Below are 17,817 nucleotides of genomic sequence, written 5' to 3'. Positions count from 1 at the left end.
GTCAGTCGACGCGGATCTCGTCGCCCAGCGCGCGCAGGATGTCGGCAATCGCCACGCCGTCCGCTTCGGCTTCGAAATTGCGCAGCACGCGGTGCGCCAGCACCGGCAGCAGCATGGCGCCGATGTCGTCGCGCGTGACCGCCAGGCGGCCGTGCATCAGCGCGCGCGCTTTCGAGGCCAGCACCAGCGCCTGGCCGGCGCGCGGACCTGCGCCCCAGCCAACGTGCTTCAACACGCTGGCGACACGGCTCTCTTGCGGGCGGGTGGCGCGCACCAGGCGCGTGGCGTAGCGCAGCAGGTGCTCGCCGATCTCGATGTCGCGCACCAGCAGCTGCAGCCGCAGCAGGCTGGCCACGTCCATCGCCGGCACCGCGTCCTGCAGCACCGAATGGGTGGTGAGCGCGACCATCGCAATCTCTTCGTCTTCGCTCGGATACCCGACGTCGATGCGCAGCAAGAAGCGGTCGAGCTGCGCTTCCGGCAGCGGATAGGTTCCGGCCTGCTCGATCGGGTTCTGGGTGGCCAGCACAAAGAACGGCCGCGGCAGCTTGTGGGTGGTGCCGGCGAAAGTGACGGCGCGTTCCTGCATCGCTTCGAGCAGTGCCGACTGCGTTTTTGGCGGCGCCCGATTGATCTCGTCGGCCAGCAGCACCTGGGTGAACACGGGTCCCTGCTGGAAGCGGAACACGCGCTGGCGGGTGACCGTGTCCTCTTCGAGGATCTCGGTGCCGACGATATCGGACGGCATCAGGTCGGGCGTGAACTGCACGCGGCGAAACTGCATGTCGGTGGCCTGCGCCAGCGACTTGACCAGCAGCGTCTTGCCCAGACCCGGCACGCCTTCGACCAGCGCGTGGCCGCCGGCCAGCAGGCAAATGATGAGCGACTCAATGACTTGCTCCTGGCCGACGATGACGCGCGCCATGCTGGCCTTGAGCGCGCCGACCTTGTCGGTCAGCGTGCCGATTTCGTTTTCGTTCCAGGCGATTGCATCACGTTCCGACACGTCAGGCTCCTAAAGCATATTGAATGATGTTGACCGCGAAGCGGGTATTGTCGATGACCAGCCAGCGCTTGTTGCGAAAGTCGTAGTCCCACTCGCAACCGTAGTCCTTGTTCGAGTACAGCACCCGGATGCGGCCGTTGATTTCGATCGCCTTCAGGTAGTCGTGCACCAGGTCGTCGCCCCAGCCATTGAGTTCATTGCCGGTGTTGGGCGGGCCGTCGAACTTGAAAAAGCTCGAATAGATCGGATGCGTGTTCGGGATTTTTTTCAGAGCCTTGGGCCCGAACATCTTCGCCAGCTCGGCCTCGAACGACTTGGCGAACAGGCCGTCGATGTCGTGGTTGCAGTCGTCGACGAACACGAAGCCGCCGCCACGCACGTAGCGCTCGAAGTTCTTGCGCTCGGCCGGGGTGAACTGCACCAGCTTGTGGCCGGCCAGGAAGCAGAACGGCGCCTCCAGCATCTTCGGGTCGGACAGGGCCACCACGCGCTCGGCCGGATCGACCCGCAGCGTGGTGTATTCGACCAGCGAATTGAGCACGTTGCTCGGCATGCGGATGTCGACGTCCCAGTCGCCCGACTCGTACATCAGGCGCGTGAAATAGAAATCGACCGGCCGCATGCGCGCCCCGCTACACCGCGTCCGACAGCGACGTGAAGTTGAAGTCGCGGATCTTCATCGGCGGGATCAGCATCTCGTACGCCACTTCGTCGCCGCCGATGATCTGCGGCTTGCCAAGTTCGTCGACGTTGTTGAGCATCGACACCGGGCTCTCGTTGAAGCGGAAGTTCTTGATCGGGTATTTGATCTTGCCGTTTTCGACGTAGAAGGTGCCGTCGCGCGTGAGGCCCGTCAGCAGCAGCGACTGCGGGTCGACCTGGCGGATGTACCAGGTGCGGGTGACGACGACGCCCTTCTTGGTCGAGGCGATCAGCTCTTCGAGCGACTTCGAGCCGCCCGACATGATCATGTTGCCGTGCCGCGCGGTCGCTTTTGCGTTCTGCTTTTGCGCCCAGAAGCGCGAGTAGTCGAGCGAGACGATGCGGCCGTTCTTGACGACGTCGGTGCGCTCGCGCGGCATCATCGTGTTGTCCCACGGGCGCACCGGCACGTCCGGATTCCACGGATCGGCCCAGATGTTGATCTGTTCGTCGAACAGCTTCTCGCCGAGGCGATTGCCGCCGCCTTTCTTGGACAGGAAGCTGCGTCCTTCGTCGGCCTGGCGCGCATCGAAGGCGCCGAACATGCGCCCGATCAGTTCCGACGTCGCCGCCGGCTCGAGGATCACGGTGTAGCGGCCCGGTTCGAGCGCCTTGGCGTCGACCGAACGCAGCGCCTTTTCGATGGCGACGGCGGACGCCTCGCGCGGATCGAACTTGCGCGCGTCGGACGCCGAACGGGTCACCCAGCCGGAACCGCGACCGTCTTCGGTGCGCGCGGTGCAGGTGAAGTCGAGGCTGGTGAATTCCTGGTGGCCGAACAAGCCATTCGAATTGGCGATGGTCTGAAACCCGGTGGTGTCGACAAAGTAGCCGGCCGTCTGCAGCTTGTTCTTGCGGCCGGCGACGATGCTGTGCGACGCCACTTCGGCGCGGTAGTCAGGATCGATGGCGGCGGTGGCGCTGTTGAACGTGGCGGACTGTTTGAACGCCTGCTTGCCGATGGCCGGCATGAACTCCGGATTTTCCGGCGCCAGGCGGGCCACGTCCTCGGCGCGGCGCACCGCGCGCTCGAGCGACTTGTCGTCGAACTCGTTGATGGTGGCGGTGCCCTGGCGCTTGCCGAAAGCGACGCTGACGGTCAGCTGGGTATTTTCGTTCAGGCCGGCGGTGGTGACGCTGTTTTGCGCGTAGCGGATGTTGCCGCGGCGGCTGCCGTCGATGACGATGCGGCATTCGTCGGCCTTGGAAAACCCGAGCACGCGGTCGCAGATGCGCTTTGCTTCTTCCTGGTTCAGCTGTTTCATCCTGAAGTCTCCTTAGCCGATCTTGCGAGCGGTGTTGATAACGTTGATGCCGTTGAAGCGGGTGGTGGCTGAACCGTGCGATACGGCGCTGACCTGGCTGGGCTGGCCTTTGCCGTCGAAGAACGAGCCGCCCATGCGCCAGTCGCGCTGGTCGCAAATGGCCGAACACGAGTTCCAGAATTCCTGGGTGTTCGACTGGTAGGCGACGTCTTCGAGCGGGCCGGTGATCTTGCCATTCTTGATCTCGAAGTACAGCTGGCCGCCGAACTGGAAGTTGTAGCGCTGCTGGTCGATCGAATACGAGCCGCGGCCAAGGATGTAGATACCCTTCTTGACGTCCTTGATCATCTCGTCGGGCGTGAGCGGGGCCTTGCCGGCGGCGAGCGACACGTTCGGCATGCGCTGGAACTGCACGCTGTTCCACGAGTCGGCGTACGAGCAGCCGTGCGACTCCTTCTCGCCGATCAGGTGGGCCTGGTCGCGCGTGGCCTGGTAATTCACCAGCACGCCGTCCTTGATGATGTCCCACTGCTTCGAGCGCACGCCTTCGTCGTCGTAGCCGACGGCACCCAGCGAACCAGGTGTGGTCTTGTCGGCGATGAAGTTGACGCGCTCGGCGCCGAACTTGAATTTCTTGGTGGCCCACTTGTCGAGCGTGGCGAAGCTGGTGCCGGCGTAGTTGGCCTCGTAGCCCATCACGCGGTCCAGTTCCGTCGGGTGGCCGACCGACTCGTGGATGGTCAGGAACAGGTGTTCGGGACTAAGCACCAGGTCGTACTTGCCCGGCTCGACCGACTTGGCGGTGAGCTTTTCCCTGGCCTGGCGGCCGGCGGCGCGGGCATCCTCGACCAGGTCGCAGGAGCGGGTGTACAAGGTGGCGACGCCGCCGGCGGCCTGCACCTTGTCGGCGGCGCGCGCGTCGAAGTATTCGAAGCCCATGCCGACCGGCGCGGCCAGGCTGTCGCGGGTGCGGAAGCGGTTGTTGACCTTGTCGACCGCGGTGGCAGTCATTGGCGCCCACAGGCGGTGGATGTCCTGGTCGATGTAGGAGCCGTCGGTGGAGGCGTAGTACTTCTGCTGGTTGACCTGGAACAGGTTGGCCGTCATGAAGGTGGCGCCGGCGTCGAGCCCGGCCTTGTTGGCGGCGATCAGCATCTCGGCCTTGTCCTTGACCGGCACGCTGCGCCAGTCGCGGGTGAACGGCGTGGCCCAGCTGACCACGCCGGTGCCCTTGACCGGCGCCATGCGCAGCGGTTCGGTCTGCAGTCTGGCGTTGGCGCGGGCAATGGCGACTGCCTGGCGCGCGGCGCCGGCGACGCCGCCCTCCGACATGTCGTTGGTGGAAGCGAAGCCGTAGGCGCCGCTGGCCACCACGCGCACGCCGACGCCGGTCGACTCGGTGTTGATGATGTTCTCGACGCGCAGGTCGCGCGTGGTGATCGACTGGTTCAGGTAGCGGCCGATGCGCACGTCGCAGTAGCTGGCGCCGGCCTTGGTGGCGGCGTTCAGGCCGGCGTCGGCGAGGGTCTTCTTGAAGCTGACGGCCATCGGGTTGAGCAGTTCTTCGGCGGCGATGGTGTTGCCGAACACCGGCAGCAGGATGGCGCCGGTGGCGCCGCTGCTGATTTTCAGGAAGGTACGTCGTTCCACAATCTCTCCAGTTACACCGCGTCCGACAGGGACGTGAAATTAAAGTCGCGCACTTTCATTGGCGGGATCAGCATCGAGTACTGCACTTCGTCGCCGGCGATGATCTGCGGCTTGCCGATTTCGTCGATGTTGTTGAGCATCGTGACGGGACTCTCGTTGAAGCGGAAGTTCTTGATCGGGTGCTTGATCTTGCCGTTCTCGATGTAGAAAGTGCCGTCGCGCGTGAGGCCCGTCAGCAGCACCGACTGCGGGTCGACCAGGCGGATGTACCAGGTGCGGGTGACCAGCACGCCCTTCTTGGTATTGGCGATCAGCTCCGCGGTGGACTTGCTGGTGCCGGCCATGATCATGTTGCCGGGCGAGCCGACCGGACGCACGCCCTGCTTCCTGGCCCAGAACAGCGAGTAGTCGAGCGCGGCGACGCGGCCGTCCTTGATCATCGCCATGCGCTCGCGCGGCAGCATGGTTGCGCTGTCCCACGGCAGTACGGCGACATCCTTGTCCCATGGGTCGGACCAGATGTTGACCTGGCTGTCGAACAGCTTTTCGCCGAGGCGGTTACCGCCGCCTTTCTTGGACAGGAAGCTGCGGCCTTCGTCGGCCTGGCGGGCATCGAAGCCGGACAGCATGTAGCCGATCAGGTCGGACGTGGCGGCCGGTTCGAGGATGACGGTGTAGCGGCCCGGTTCGAGCGCCTTGGCCTCGACCGAACGCAGCGCTTTTTCGATGGCGACGTCGGAAGCTTCGCGCGGATCGAACAGCGCGAAGTCGCCGGCGGAACGCTTGACCCAACCGGAACCGCGGCCGTCTTCGGTGCGCACGGTGCAGGTGAAGTCGAGCGAGGTCTCCTGCTGGTGGCCGAACACGCCGTTCGAGTTGGCGATCGTTTCGAACGAAGTACGGTCGGTGAAGAAGCCGGCGCATACCAGCTTGTTCTTGCGGCTCGCCTCGATGCTGTAGGCCGCGGCCTGGGCGCGCATGTCGGGATCGATCGCCGCGGTCCTGGCGCTGAAGGTGGCGCTTGGCTTGTAGGCCTGTTTGGCCACGGCCGGCATGAACTCGGGATTTTCCGGCGCCAGGCGGGCCAGGTCTTCGGCGCGGCGCACGACTTTTTCGAGCGACTTGTCGTCGAACTCGTTAATGATGGCGGTGCCCTGGCGCTTGCCGTAGGCGACCGACACCGACAGCTGGGCGTCGTCGACCAGTCCCGCGGTCGACACGTTGTTGCGGGCGAAGCGGATGTTACCGGTGCGACTGCCGGTCAGCGTGACGGTGCACTCGTCGGCTTTGGAAAACGACATCACGCGGTCGGTGATGCGGCGGGTCTCGTCAAGGCTAAGTAGTTTCATGGTCAGCCGATCTTGCGGGCGGTGTTGATGACGTTGATGCCGTTAAAGCGCGTGGTCGACGAGCCGTGCGACACGGTGCTCGACTGCGACGGCTGCCCTTTGCCGTCGAAGAAGGAGCCGCCCATGCGCCAGTCGCTTTCGTCGCAGATCGCGCTGCAGGCATTCCAGAACTCCTGGGTGTTGGACTGGTAGGCCACGTCTTCGAGCGGGGCGCCGATTTTGCCGTTGACGATTTCGTAGAACAGCTGGCCGCCGAACTGGAAGTTGTAACGCTGCTGGTCGATCGAGAAGGAGCCGGCGCCGACGATGTAGATGCCCTTCTTGACGTCCTTGATCATTTGATCCGGCGTGAGCTTCTTCGTTCCCGCCGCCAGCGAGATATTCGGCATGCGCTGGAACTGCACGCTGCTCCACGAATCGGCATACGAGCAGCCGTGCGATTCCTTCTCGCCGATGATGTGGGCCTGGTCGCGCGTGGCCTGGTAGTTCACCAGCATGCCGTCCTTGATGATGTCCCACTTCTTGCACTTGACGCCTTCGTCGTCGTAGCCGACGGCGCCGAGCGAACCGGGGACGGTCTTGTCGGCGATGATGTTGACGCGCTCGTGGCCGTACTTGAATTTCTTCGACTGCCACTTGTCGAGGGTGGCGAAGCTGGTGCCGGCGTAGTTGGCCTCGTAGCCCAATACGCGATCGAGTTCGGTCGGGTGGCCGACCGATTCGTGAATGGTGAGCCACATGTGTTCGGGCGAGAGCACCAGGTCGTATTTACCCGGTGCGACCGACTTGGCGGTCAGCTTTTCCTTGGCCTGGCGTCCGCAAGCGCGCGCGTCTTCGATCAGATCATACGAATCGGTGTACAGGGTGCAGACGCCGCCGGCGGCCTTGACCTTGTGTTCGGGGCGGGCGTCGAGGTATTCGTAGCCCATGCCGACCGGCGAAGACAGGCCCTGGCGCGAGCGGAACTTGTTGGTCGCCTTGTCGACCGCGGTGGCGAACACCGGCATCCACATGCGGTGCACGTCCTGGTCGATGTAGGAGCCGTCGGTGGAGGCGAAGTACTTCTGCTGGTTCACCTGGAACATCAGCGACTGCATGAAGCTCGCGCCGCCGTCCATGCCGGCCTTGTTGGCGGCGATCAGCAGCTCGGCTTTTTCCTTGATCGGCACGGCGCGCCAGTCCTTCTTGATCGGCGTGGCCCACGATACTTCGCCGACGCCCTTGACCGGCGCCAGGCGCACCGGCTCGGACTGCAGGCGCGAATTGGCCTTGGCGATGGCGACGGCCTGGCGCGCGGCGCCGGCGACGCCGTCGGGCGACATGTCGGAGGTGGCGGCAAAGCCGTAGGCGCCGTTGCAGATGACGCGCACGCCGACGCCGGCCGATTCGGTATTGGTGACGCTTTCGACGTTCAAGTCGCGCGTGGTGATGAACTGGTTCAGGTAGCGGCCGATGCGCACGTCGCAGTAGCTGGCGCCGGCCTGGGTGGCGGCGTTGAGGCCAACGTCGGCCAGTGTCTTCTTGAATTTCGCGGCGAGGGGGGTGAGCAGCTCTTCGGCCGCGACCGCGCGTCCAACCACCGGCACCAGCATGGTGCCCAAGGCAAGGCCGCTAATATTGAGAAAGGCACGACGTTCCATTGTATCTCCTGAAGGTACTCAATAAGCACTGACGAAGGAGCGTCACCTGTCGATGGTGGCAACGCCGTTGCGGCACAAGCTGAATCGGGTCGATCTTTGTTGCTTATGTTAAAAAAACTTCGGCAACCTTAACAGTTGCAAAAGACTTTGAATAGGCAATCTTTATGCCAGTTACTAAGTGCTTGATTTTGATGAGCGGGGAGTTTGTCGGCCGCTGTCCGGCGCTGTCCGCGGGTGTCCGACGGCGGACGCCCGGACAGGTGTGGCGGTGGACCCGCGCTGTCTGGCACCGTCCGTTAACGCGTAGTTCCCGCACGGGAACTATCCTAAATTGCGCGCACGGCAACGCGGCGCTTGACCGCGCCGGCGGCTTGACAGATGATCCCGCCTGCGGCCGCTGTTCAGCATCCCGCCTTCCCGAACAACATCAACGGAGACACCACCATGAAACGAATGATCCTGGCAGCGATGCTGGCAATGAGCGTGTGCGGCGTAGCGCAGGCGGACGACGCCCTGAAGGCGGCGATTGCGGGCAGTCACCGGGCGCCGACCAATGTCGCGCGCGACGCGGCGCGCCATCCGTACGAGACGTTGCGCTTCTTCGGCATCGCGCCGACCATGACGGTGGTGGAACTGTCGCCGCAGGGCGGCTGGTACACCGAAATCCTGGCGCCGTATTTACGCGACAAGGGCGTGCTGATCGGCGCCGGCTCGCCGCCGGATAAACGCTACGGCAAGGTGTTCATGGACAAGCTGAACTCGAACGCCGCCGTCTACGACAAGGTGCGCATCGGCCTGTTCGAGCCGCCGACTTCGTACGCGATCGCGCCGGCCAACAGCGTCGACATGGTGCTGACGTTCCGTAACCTGCACAACTGGATCTCGCTGGGCGACGAGCAGATGCAGGTGCTGCTCAAGAATGTCCATACCACCCTCAAGCCGGGCGGCGTGTTCGGCCTGGTCGACCACCGCCTGCCGGCGACGATGGCGCAGGACGCCAAGGCGTCGAGCGGCTACGTGCACGAGGCATGGGTCATCGCCCAGGTCGAGAAAGCCGGCTTCAAGCTGGCCGGCAAATCGGAAGTGAACGCCAATCCGAAAGACAAGGCGAACCATCCGAAAGGCGTCTGGTCGCTGCCACCGGTGCTGGCGATGAAGGACGAGAACCGCGCCGCGTTCATGGCGATCGGCGAGAGCGACCGCATGACGCTCAAGTTCGTCAAGCCGTAAGCGGTAGCAGGTGAGGCGGACGACTTCGGGGGCCTGGCTGGCCGGCGCGCTGCTGTGCGCGCTGGCGCTGGCCGGCTGCGGACGCGACGCCGGCAAGGCGGCGCCGGCGGCGCCGTCCATCACCATCACCGCGCTGATCTGGGCGCCTGACTGGCCACAGGAAATGCAGCAGGTCGCCGCCGAATTCACGCGCCTCAATCCGGACGTGAAGGTCGACCTGCAGTTCATGTCGGGCAATTCGGTGGAGAAAAACATCGAGCCGAGGATCGCCTCGCGCAATCTGCCCGACCTGATGTCGGTCAATCCGAACGCCTACACGGCGGCGCTGGCCGACCAGGGTGTGCTGGCCGACGTCGGCCACACCGCCGCCTGGGCGAATGTGCTGCCAGGGCTGAAGGCGGACTGGATGACGCAGAACGGCAAGCGCTTCGGCATTGCCGGCGGGGTTGCCGCCACCCTGATCTACTACAACAAGAGCATGTTCAAGCAGGCCGGCATCGAACGATTGCCGACCAATTTCAGCGAGTTCCTCGACGTCTGCGAGCGCCTCAAGCGGGCCGGCTTCACGCCGATCTTCTGGGACGGCGGCTTTCCCAACATGCTGGCCAACGGGCCGTTCAGCTTCGGCTTCGCCAACAACATCGTCGCCCGCACGCCGGACTGGAAGGCGCGCATTGCCGACGGCACGCTGAACCTGGCCACCAGCGGCGGCGCCGACATTTTCGCCAAGATCCGGCTGGTGGCGCAGCGCGGCTACGTGCAGCCGGACTACATGAATTCGGACCACGACGACGCCATCGCGATGTTCTCGGCGGGCAAGACGGCGATGGCGTTCCAGGGCACCTGGGCGTCCGGCTCGCTGATGAGCGGCAAGGGCTTCGAGACCGGCCTGATGGTGCCGCCGTGGAACGACAGCGGCGGCGCGGCGGTGCCGGTGATCGGCAGCGAAACCGGCTTTGCGGTGTGCCAGACGGCAAACAAGGAAGCGGCGATGCGCTTCCTCGAATTCATCACCGGCGCCGGCTTCGCGATTCAGCAGAACAAGCGGCACAATATTTCGCCGTTCATCGCCGGCGGCGGCAAGATGCCCGGCGACCCGCGACTGGCGGCCTATGTCGACGCGGTCCAGAGCGCGCCCATCACGGGCAGCCCGTACTATTCAATGCTGCCGGCAACTACCATCGACATGCTGCATCCGCTGATCCAGGATGTATTGACGGGAAAGGCGACGCCGCAGCAGGCGGCGCGCCGGCTCGACGCGTCGATCCGGGCCGAAGCGAAGAAGCCCTAGGTCTTTTCAGCGTCGGCGCAGTGCCGCGTGACAATCCGTGCATCTTGTTGCCCCGCACACCGTGTATATTTGCTCTGTTGCCCACACACATGAAGAATATCTTGCCTATGTTCCGTCTTGCCGCCGCCGTCGTGCTCGCCGCGACCAGTCTTGCCGCCCATGCCCAGGTTGCGCCCACCGGGGGCGCCAGCGTGCCCGCCGCGGCCGCGCCGGTCAGTGCGCCGAATATCGAAAACGCCGTCGTCAAGGTGTTTGCCACGCTGCGCGGACCGGATCCTTCGAAGCCATGGGGCAAGGCGGCGCCGCAGGACGCCACCGGTTCGGGCGTGGTCATCGAAGGCAAGCGCATCCTGACCAACGCCCACGTGGTCGGTTACGCCAGCCAGGTGCAGATCCAGGCAACCAGGCCGGCGACAAGCTCAACGCCACCGTGGTGGCGATCGGGCGCGGCATCGACCTGGCCATCCTCAAGCTGGACGACGAATCGTTCTTCGACACCCATCCTCCGGTGCCGCGCGCCAGCCTGCTGCCGGACGTGCGCGAGGCGGTGCTGGCGTACGGCTACCCGACCGGCGGCACCTCGCTGTCGATTACCAAGGGCATCGTCTCGCGCATCGAGTTCGTGCCGTACGGCTTCGGCAGCGCCGGCCTGCGCATCCAGATCGACGCGGCCATCAACCCGGGCAACAGCGGCGGTCCGGTGATCGCCGGAGACAAGATGGTCGGGCTGGCGTTTTCCAAAGCCACCAACGCGCAGAACATCGGCTACATCATCCCGAACGAGGAAGTCGAAGTGTTCCTCAAGGATGTGTCCGACGGCAAGTATGACGGCAAAATTGGCCTTTACGACGACGTGCAGACGCTCGAGAACGCGTCACTGCGCCAGTTCCTGCAGCTCGAGAAAGGCGTCGAAGGCGTGGTGGTGCAGCGCCCGTACGTGAGCGACGCGGCGTATCCGCTGAAGGAATGGGACGTCATCACGCGCATCGGCGAATACCCGATCGACAATCAGGGCATGGTCAAGCTGGGCTCGAACCTGCGGGTACGCTTCCAGTACCGCGTGCAGCAACTGGCGAAAAACGGCAAGCTGCCGCTGACGATCGTGCGCGGCGGCAAGCAAATGGCGATCGAGCTGCCGGTCGGCGGCGCGCGCAAGCTCCTGATTCCCGACCTGAACGGCGGCTACCCGCCCTACTTCATCTACGGCCCGATCGTGTTTTCGCGCGCCAGCCCGGAATTCATGTCCGGCATGACCAGCAACGCGGCGCTGATGAACGCGATGGCATTTAACGCCAGCCCGCTGGCGACGCGCCGCGGCGAGCAGCCCGACGCGCAGCGCGAGGAACTGGTGGTGGTCAGTTCGCCGTTCTTCCCGCACAAGCTGGTGACCGGCTACGGCAACCGCTTCGGCTCGGTCATCTATTCGATCAACAAGGTGCCGGTGCGCAGCCTGCGCCACCTGGTGACCTTGCTGCGCGACCTGAAGGACGAGCTGGTGGTGATCCACTTCGACCAGCGCGCCGGCGAAACGATGGTGTTGCCGCGCAAGGGCATGCTCGAGGCGACCGACGCCGTGTTGACCGACAACGGTATCCGCCAGCAGGGCTCGCAGGACATGCTCGATGTGTGGAATGGCAAAGGCGGCAAGTAAGCTGCGCCGCGCATACGATTGCATTGAGAAACTTGAGAAAAGCGAGAAAGACTGTTACCTTGTAAGCTATCCAACCGGGAGCACAGCATGGGCAGCTTTGAGCAACGGGCATATTCGCGGCGGCTGGTAGAGCGCTTTTCCGCCGAGGTCGCCGAGCGGCTCGGCGCGGCGCTGCCGGGCGCCGAGCGCAGCCAGCTGGTGGCCATTGCCACCACGGCACTCTCGGCCAGCATCGACGCGCTCGAGGCGCCTGGCGCCGACCAGCCGCGCGGCCTGCCGGTGGCGCGCCTGTCCGCCGCCGACGTCATCGCCGGCGGGCGCACCGGCATGTCGCAGGCCACGCTGTACCGCGCCGCCGACAGCGGGCGCTACTACAGCGTCACCCCGGGCGGGCGCAGCAACGGCAAACAATTCCCGGCCTGGCAATTCGTCGCACCGGTGCCCGAACTGATCGCCCCGGTGCTGGCCTGCCTGGCGCAGCAGGCGGGCAGCGAAGTGCATGCGTTCTGGATCACCGGCGCCGACGAACTGAACGAACTGGCGCCGGCCGAACTGCTGGCCGGCTGCCCGTTCGACACCCGCGGCGCGCTGCATGCGAGCCAGCAAGCGCTGCTCGGCTTGCCGAGCCAGCAACGCCAGCAAAAAGTCCTCGCGTTTGCGCAGCAACAGGCCAGCGGAAAGGCCGTTGTAATAGGCTGAGCGGATGCCCGCGACCGCCATCGACCCGCCCTCTCCGCCACCCGACGTTGCCGCCCGTTTGCCCAGCGCCATGCTGCTGCGGCAGGCGCTGCTGGCCAGCATCCGCGTCATTCCCGCCGGCCAGCCGCTGGTGCGCGCTGCGTGGCATGCCGCTGCTGTTTTTCCGCGGCGCGTCGACGTCAGCTACCGGTTCGGTCCGCCGGCCGCGTGGCGGGTCGCCGGCGCGTTCCCGTTTCACTGGATTTATGCGGCGGCCGACGAGATGACGGCGGTGTGGGAGGCCGGCCTGTGCCGCAACGACGTGACCGACCCGGGGACTTTTTATGTGGCGCCGGGCGCCGAGGCGGCGATCATCGCGCGCCTGGTGTTTGCGGCGCCGCTGGCGCTGTTCGACCTGTCCGGCATCACGCTGAGCAAACTTGGCCACGTCGGACGACATCTCCAGCCCGGACCACGAGGGCACGCAATGGCTCGGCTGCATGCTCGACGCGGTCGTCGCCGAGCAGGATGGCCGCATCGCGGGCATCATCTACCCGTCGCGCAGCATCGGCACGCTGGCGGCGGCGCTGACGGTGACGCAGCAGCGCTTCGGCGACAGCGACGCCTGCGCCATGCCGATGGGCGATGCGTGCCGGCGGGCGCTGACGCGTCGCCGCTGCCCCCTTTGCTCCCTTTGCCGCGGGGGTGAAGCGGATGGCGCTGATGCCTATTTCGGCTTGTCGGCTTTTATCGGCGTGAACATCAGGTCGGCGAAGTCGTAGCTGAAGTCAGTCTCGGTCGACACCGGCGCCATCCTCATGCGCTCGATGCTGCCGTCCGGGTTCAGCGAAAACGTCACGTAGGCGTCGGCGTTGAAGTTGCGCTCCTTCCAGCGCACGATGAAGGTATCGTGCTGGAAGTGTTCGAGGTCGCCTGTCAGGTCGGGCGTCTTGGCGAAACTGAGCACGCGCTTGTTGCCGACCGCCTTGATGGTCGCCTTGCCGTACCAGGCGTCCTGGTAGTCGCCGTCGTAGGCGGCCAGCGCCAGCGACGGCTTCGACTTGGCCGCGCGCGTCGACGTCGCATTTTTCAGGCGCGCCTGCTCCTTGGCGTGCGCTTCGGCTTCGACGTCGCCAATGAGCTTGATCCAGTCGCTTGGGGCCGCGCCGAGATACTGGTCGAGCAGCCGATACTGCAGCGCCGTCATGGCGCCGCCGCTTTCGGCGTTGGTCAGGATCGCGATGCCAAGCTTCGACTCGGGCACCAGCACCACGCGCGAATAAAAGCCCTGCAGCGCGCCGCCGTGCTGCGCCAGCTTCTGGCCCTTGTAGTCGCGCAGCTGGAAGCCGAGACCATAGGCGAAGAAGTTCGGCTTGGTGGCCGCCAGCGGCGGCTTCGGCTCGCTGATCTTCATCGGCGTTTGCGGCGTCCACATCTCGCGCGACTGGGCCGCGCTGAACAGGCGGAGCTCCTTGCCGGCGGCGTCCTTGCCGGCGCCGTCCAACTTGCCGCCATCGAGCAGCACGTTCATCCAGCGCGCGATGTCGTCGGCGTTGGTGTTGATGCCGACCGCGCCGACCGCATTCGCCACCGGCATTGCCTTGACCGCGGCGATCTTGCCGTCGATCTTGCTGTGGGCGTTGGCGACGTTCGGGTTGCCGGCGTTCTCGGCCAGGCTGGTGGTGGTGGAGGTCATGCCGACCGGTTTGAGAATGCGCTCGCGCATGGTGTCGCCCCACGACTTGCCGGCCTTTTGCGCGATGATCTTGCCGGCCACGATGTACAGCAGATTGTCGTAGGCGTAGCTGTTGCGAAAGCTGGTGGCCGGGCGAATGAACCGCAGGTTGTGGATGATTTCGTCGGTGGTGAACGACGTGGTCGGCCACCACATCAAGTCACCAGCGCCCAGTCCCAGGCCGCTGCGGTGCGTCAGCAAGTCGCGCACCGTCATTTCCTTGGTCACGTAGGCGTCGTACATCTGGAAGTCCGGCAGGTGCCTGGTGACCGGATCGTCCCACGCCAGCTTGCCGTCGTCGACCAGCATCGCCAGCGCGGCGGCGGTAAAGGCCTTCGAGTTCGAGGCGATCTCGAAGATCGTCTTGCCGTCGACGGGCGCCGCCTCGCCGAGCTTCCTGACGCCGAAGCCGCGCGCGACGACGACCTTGCCGTCCTTGACGACAGCAATCGCCAGGCCCGGCACGTCGAAGTTCTTCAGCACGCGGGCGACATCGGCGTCGAGGTCGAAGGCGGCGGCGCTGGCCGATGCCGGCGCGGCTGCGGCCTGGGCTTTCGCCACGCTGGCGCCGGCGGCGCACAGGGCGAGCACGATTGCCGCGGCGAGTTTGTTCATAGGGTGCATTGCTTATCCTTCTTTCTTAGCCATTTGTTTGTCGACGCTTGCCTGGGTCGCCGGATGATAGCGCGCACGCGCTTGTTTGTAGACGCCGATCGCCCATGCCTTGTCGGCCGGGTTGTCCAGCAGGGCCGCGTACAGCGGCACGACGAACTTCTGCCGCCCCACGCTCATCAGAAAGGCGTGCAGCGGTTCGCGGATGGCGCCGTAGCCGGCCTTGATCCCCGCGCGGTAAAAGCGAAACGCCACTTCGTTGTTGGCGCTCCTGGCCAGCCCGAAGGCCTGGTCAAGTTCCTTCAGCTGCGCGGCGCTGGCCTTGCCGTCGATATCGTTGAGGAATTTCATCCACTCGGTGGCGTTCCATTTTTTGGTATCGAGGCGCGCGGTCGCCAGCTCGCCCTTCAGCCACGCGGTGCGGGCGGCGTCGAGCGCGGCCAGGCGGGCCGAGACGGCGCGCCTGGCGCTGGCCGGGATGCCGGCGCCGTGCAGCCACTCGTCAAGCTCGGCGTCGGTCATCACCTTCGGGTGCTGCGCCAGCAGGTTCTTGCGCAGGTAGTCGATGAACTGCTCGGTCGTCACGCTCTGGAAGGCGTGCTGGTCGAACCAGCCGCGCAGGAACGGATCGAACACGGCGCGGCCAGCGCGCTGCTCGAGCGTGCGCAGGAACCAGGCGCCCTTTGGATACGCCAGCCCTTCGTCGGTGTACGTCTTCGAGCCGGTGTCGGCGTCCTTGGTCAACAGCGCCTGCTTCGGCGCCGGCAAGGTGGCCAGCAGCTGCAGCGCTTCTTCCTGCTCGAGCTGCAGGTTCATGGTAGCGACTTCTTCGCCGTACAGCACCTCGAGGATGCGGGTGGTGACGTAGGTGGTGAAGCCTTCGTTGAGCCACCAGTGCTTCCACGACGCGTTGGTGACCAGGTTGCCCGACCAGCTGTGCGCCAGTTCATGCGCGATCAGGTCGACCAGGCTGCGGTCGCCCGCGATCATGGTCGGCGTCAGGAAGGTCAGGCGCGGGTTTTCCATGCCGCCGATCGGGAACGACGGCGGCAGCACCAGCATGTCGTAACGCCCCCAGCGATACGGGCCATACAGCGATTCGGCGGCGGCCACCATCTTCTCGGTGTCGGCCAGCTCGTACTCGGCCGCCTTGATGCGCTGCGGCTCGGCGTACACGCCGGTGCGCGGGCCGAGGGTGCGCGCTTCCAGTTCGCCGATGCCGATCGCCAGCAGGTACGAGGGAATCGCCTGCGGCATCGAGAAGCGCCAGCCGCCCTTGCCGGTCGCCTTCGGATCGTTATCGGCGCTCATCACCACGCGCAGGCCCTGCGGCGCGTCGATGCGCGCGGTGTAGGTGAAGCGCACCGCCGGCGTATCCTGCACCGGCACCCACGAACGCGCCTCGATCGACTGCGACTGACTGAACATGAACGGCCGCTTGCCGGACATGGTCTGCTGCGGCGTGAGCCACTGCAGCGCGGTGGCGGTTGGCGCGGTGCGGTAGTAGATGCGCACCTTGGCCGGCTGCGCCGCCAGCTTGATCTGCAGGGCCTGGCCCTTCTCCGCATCGGCCTTGGCGAGCGTGTACGGCACCGCTGTCCAGTTGCCCTTTGCGTCCTGCGCCTGGACGCGGGCGATGGTCAGCGCGCGCGTGTCGAGTTCGAGCGTGCGCGCCGACTTGTCGATCCAGTCGAGCGACAGCTCGGCGTAGCCGGACAGCGTCTTGCGCGCGAAGTCGGCCTTCAGGTCCATGTGCAGCGCCGACGTCTTGACCTGGTCGTAGCGTGCGTAGCTAAGCGGATCGAGCGCGAACGCGTACGCGCTCCACTGGGCAAGGATGGCGCAGGCGACGGCGCGCAGGATGGTCGATTTGTTCATGCGTCCTTCGGGTCGGGATGGCGCACCGGCACAGCTGCCGGGCGCGTGCAGAATATCACTTTCGCGTGGCCAACGAAAGACACGCAACCAACCCCGCGGGGTCAGTGCCGGCGAACGTACACGAGCCCAGCATTGCCAGGCTGTGTACGGATGGGGCCGTGTACGATTGCCGGCACTGACCCCGCTTGTATTGACGAGGCCGACGAGGTACGCGGGCGGCGTGGCTCTGCTATGATCCGGCTTTCTTTTAGGCAGTGATTGTATGGATGCATTTCTAGTATCGACCGGCATCGTCGCGCTCGCCGAAATCGGCGACAAGACCCAGCTGCTGGCGTTTTTGCTGGCAGCCAAATTCCGCCGGCCAGTGCCGATTGTGCTCGGCATTTTCGTCGCCACCGTCGTCAACCACGCGTTCGCCGCAGCCGTCGGCGCCTGGGTCGCCAGCGCCATGGGCCCGGATGTGATGCGCTGGGTGCTGGGCCTGTCGTTCCTGGCGATGGCGGCCTGGATCATGGTGCCCGACAAGATCGACGAGGACGAGGCCAGCCTGGCAAAGTATGGCGTGTTCGTCACCACGCTGATCGCGTTTTTCCTCGCCGAGATGGGCGACAAGACGCAGATCGCCACCGTCGCGCTGGCGGCGCGCTATGAATCGATCATCGCGGTGATCGCCGGCACCACCTTCGGCATGATGCTGGCTAACGTGCCGGCCGTGATCTTCGGCGAACGCATCGCGCGCAATATGCCGCTGCGGCTGGTGCACGGTATCGCCGCGCTGATCTTCGCGCTGCTCGGCATCGGCACGCTGCTCGGCGCCGGCGCCAGTTTCGGGTTTTAAGGCCGCAGGCTTTCTTGAAGCGCACGGCGTCTGCCAGGAAGAGGCCTAGTCGGTCACGCGGCGCTCCACGGCGTTTGCTGCCGGCCTGAAAGCCAGGCTTTGAGCGCGGCCACGACAGACCTGGTGGAGACCTGCACGGAGATCGCCTCGTTTTGCTTGGTTTTGCCTCGTTTGGCCTCGTTTGCTGATGAGTTAGACCGCAATCCTCATAGGGGCGTTCGCAAAAGCTGCGAAAACGCGAGGCACAACGAGGCAAAGCGAGTAAAAACGAGGCATTTGCTGGGAGAGCATC

14 protein-coding genes are annotated in these 17,817 nt (G+C 65.2%); 6 read left to right on the top strand and 8 right to left on the bottom strand.

All coding sequences use genetic code 11. The features are described 5' to 3' along the window. Position 1: 1 nt before the first annotated feature. Genes CR105_RS21940 through CR105_RS21915 form a run of 6 tightly spaced genes read right to left on the bottom strand, consistent with a single transcriptional unit; the run spans position 2 to position 7,612 of the window. Positions 2-1,006 carry an AAA family ATPase gene (locus CR105_RS21940; RefSeq protein ID WP_218968741.1) on the bottom strand — a complete coding sequence of 335 codons (1,005 nt, stop codon included), beginning with the start codon at positions 1,004-1,006 and terminating at the stop codon, positions 2-4. Position 1,007: 1 nt separating this feature from the next. Further along, the gene (locus CR105_RS21935) at positions 1,008-1,628 is read right to left on the bottom strand and encodes a DUF4159 domain-containing protein (protein WP_099792193.1); all 621 of its coding nucleotides are present in this window, start codon (positions 1,626-1,628) and stop codon (positions 1,008-1,010) included. Positions 1,629-1,638: 10 nt separating this feature from the next. Further along, a complete protein-coding gene (locus CR105_RS21930; RefSeq protein WP_099792191.1) occupies positions 1,639-2,973 on the bottom strand; it encodes a TldD/PmbA family protein in 1,335 nt (444 codons plus the stop codon). Between the two features lie 12 nt (positions 2,974-2,985). After that, positions 2,986-4,623, bottom strand: a complete 1,638-nt coding sequence (locus tag CR105_RS21925; protein ID WP_099792189.1) for a TldD/PmbA family protein — start codon at positions 4,621-4,623, stop codon at positions 2,986-2,988. 11 nt (positions 4,624-4,634) lie between these two features. After that, positions 4,635-5,972, bottom strand: coding sequence for a TldD/PmbA family protein (locus CR105_RS21920; protein WP_099792187.1), 1,338 nt, complete (start codon positions 5,970-5,972; stop codon positions 4,635-4,637). 2 nt (positions 5,973-5,974) lie between these two features. Beyond that, the gene (locus CR105_RS21915) at positions 5,975-7,612 is read right to left on the bottom strand and encodes a TldD/PmbA family protein (RefSeq protein WP_099792185.1); all 1,638 of its coding nucleotides are present in this window, start codon (positions 7,610-7,612) and stop codon (positions 5,975-5,977) included. 444 nt (positions 7,613-8,056) lie between these two features. Between CR105_RS21915 and CR105_RS21910 the strand changes: the two genes are divergently transcribed. The 5 genes from CR105_RS21910 (at position 8,057) to CR105_RS28470 (ending at position 13,244) form a co-directional block, all read left to right on the top strand. Continuing rightward, positions 8,057-8,842, top strand: a complete 786-nt coding sequence (locus CR105_RS21910; protein ID WP_099792249.1) for a class I SAM-dependent methyltransferase — start codon at positions 8,057-8,059, stop codon at positions 8,840-8,842. 10 nt (positions 8,843-8,852) lie between these two features. Then, entirely contained in the window at positions 8,853-10,133 is a 1,281-nt protein-coding gene (locus CR105_RS21905) for an ABC transporter substrate-binding protein (RefSeq protein ID WP_229414062.1), read from the top strand. A 433-nt stretch (positions 10,134-10,566) separates the two neighbouring features. Beyond that, the gene (locus CR105_RS21900) at positions 10,567-11,784 is read left to right on the top strand and encodes a S1C family serine protease (RefSeq protein ID WP_229414061.1); all 1,218 of its coding nucleotides are present in this window, start codon (positions 10,567-10,569) and stop codon (positions 11,782-11,784) included. An 87-nt stretch (positions 11,785-11,871) separates the two neighbouring features. Then, a complete protein-coding gene (locus CR105_RS29065) occupies positions 11,872-12,483 on the top strand; it encodes a hypothetical protein (RefSeq protein ID WP_229414060.1) in 612 nt (203 codons plus the stop codon). Positions 12,484-12,902: 419 nt separating this feature from the next. Beyond that, positions 12,903-13,244, top strand: a complete 342-nt coding sequence (locus CR105_RS28470; RefSeq protein WP_099792184.1) for a hypothetical protein — start codon at positions 12,903-12,905, stop codon at positions 13,242-13,244. Here the strand turns inward: CR105_RS28470 and CR105_RS21885 are convergent. Both CR105_RS21885 and CR105_RS21880 read right to left on the bottom strand, forming a co-directional pair. Continuing rightward, positions 13,190-14,821, bottom strand: coding sequence for a serine hydrolase (locus tag CR105_RS21885; RefSeq protein WP_099792182.1), 1,632 nt, complete (start codon positions 14,819-14,821; stop codon positions 13,190-13,192). The two genes, CR105_RS28470 and CR105_RS21885, sit on opposite strands and share 55 nt — an antisense overlap. A 3-nt stretch (positions 14,822-14,824) precedes the next feature. Next, entirely contained in the window at positions 14,825-16,687 is a 1,863-nt protein-coding gene (locus CR105_RS21880) for a M1 family metallopeptidase (RefSeq protein ID WP_099792180.1), read from the bottom strand. 262 nt (positions 16,688-16,949) lie between these two features. Here CR105_RS21880 and CR105_RS21875 point away from each other — a divergent pair, with 262 nt between their 5' ends. Beyond that, a complete protein-coding gene (locus tag CR105_RS21875) occupies positions 16,950-17,525 on the top strand; it encodes a TMEM165/GDT1 family protein (RefSeq protein WP_099792178.1) in 576 nt (191 codons plus the stop codon). The last annotated feature ends 292 nt before the right edge of the window (positions 17,526-17,817 follow it).

It is taken from the genome of Massilia eurypsychrophila, assembly GCF_002760655.1.
In the GTDB taxonomy this organism is placed as follows: domain Bacteria; phylum Pseudomonadota; class Gammaproteobacteria; order Burkholderiales; family Burkholderiaceae_D; genus JAFCUW01.
The sequence above is the reverse complement of the archived record's forward strand: the minus strand, read 5'-3'. Positions and strand labels throughout refer to the sequence as shown.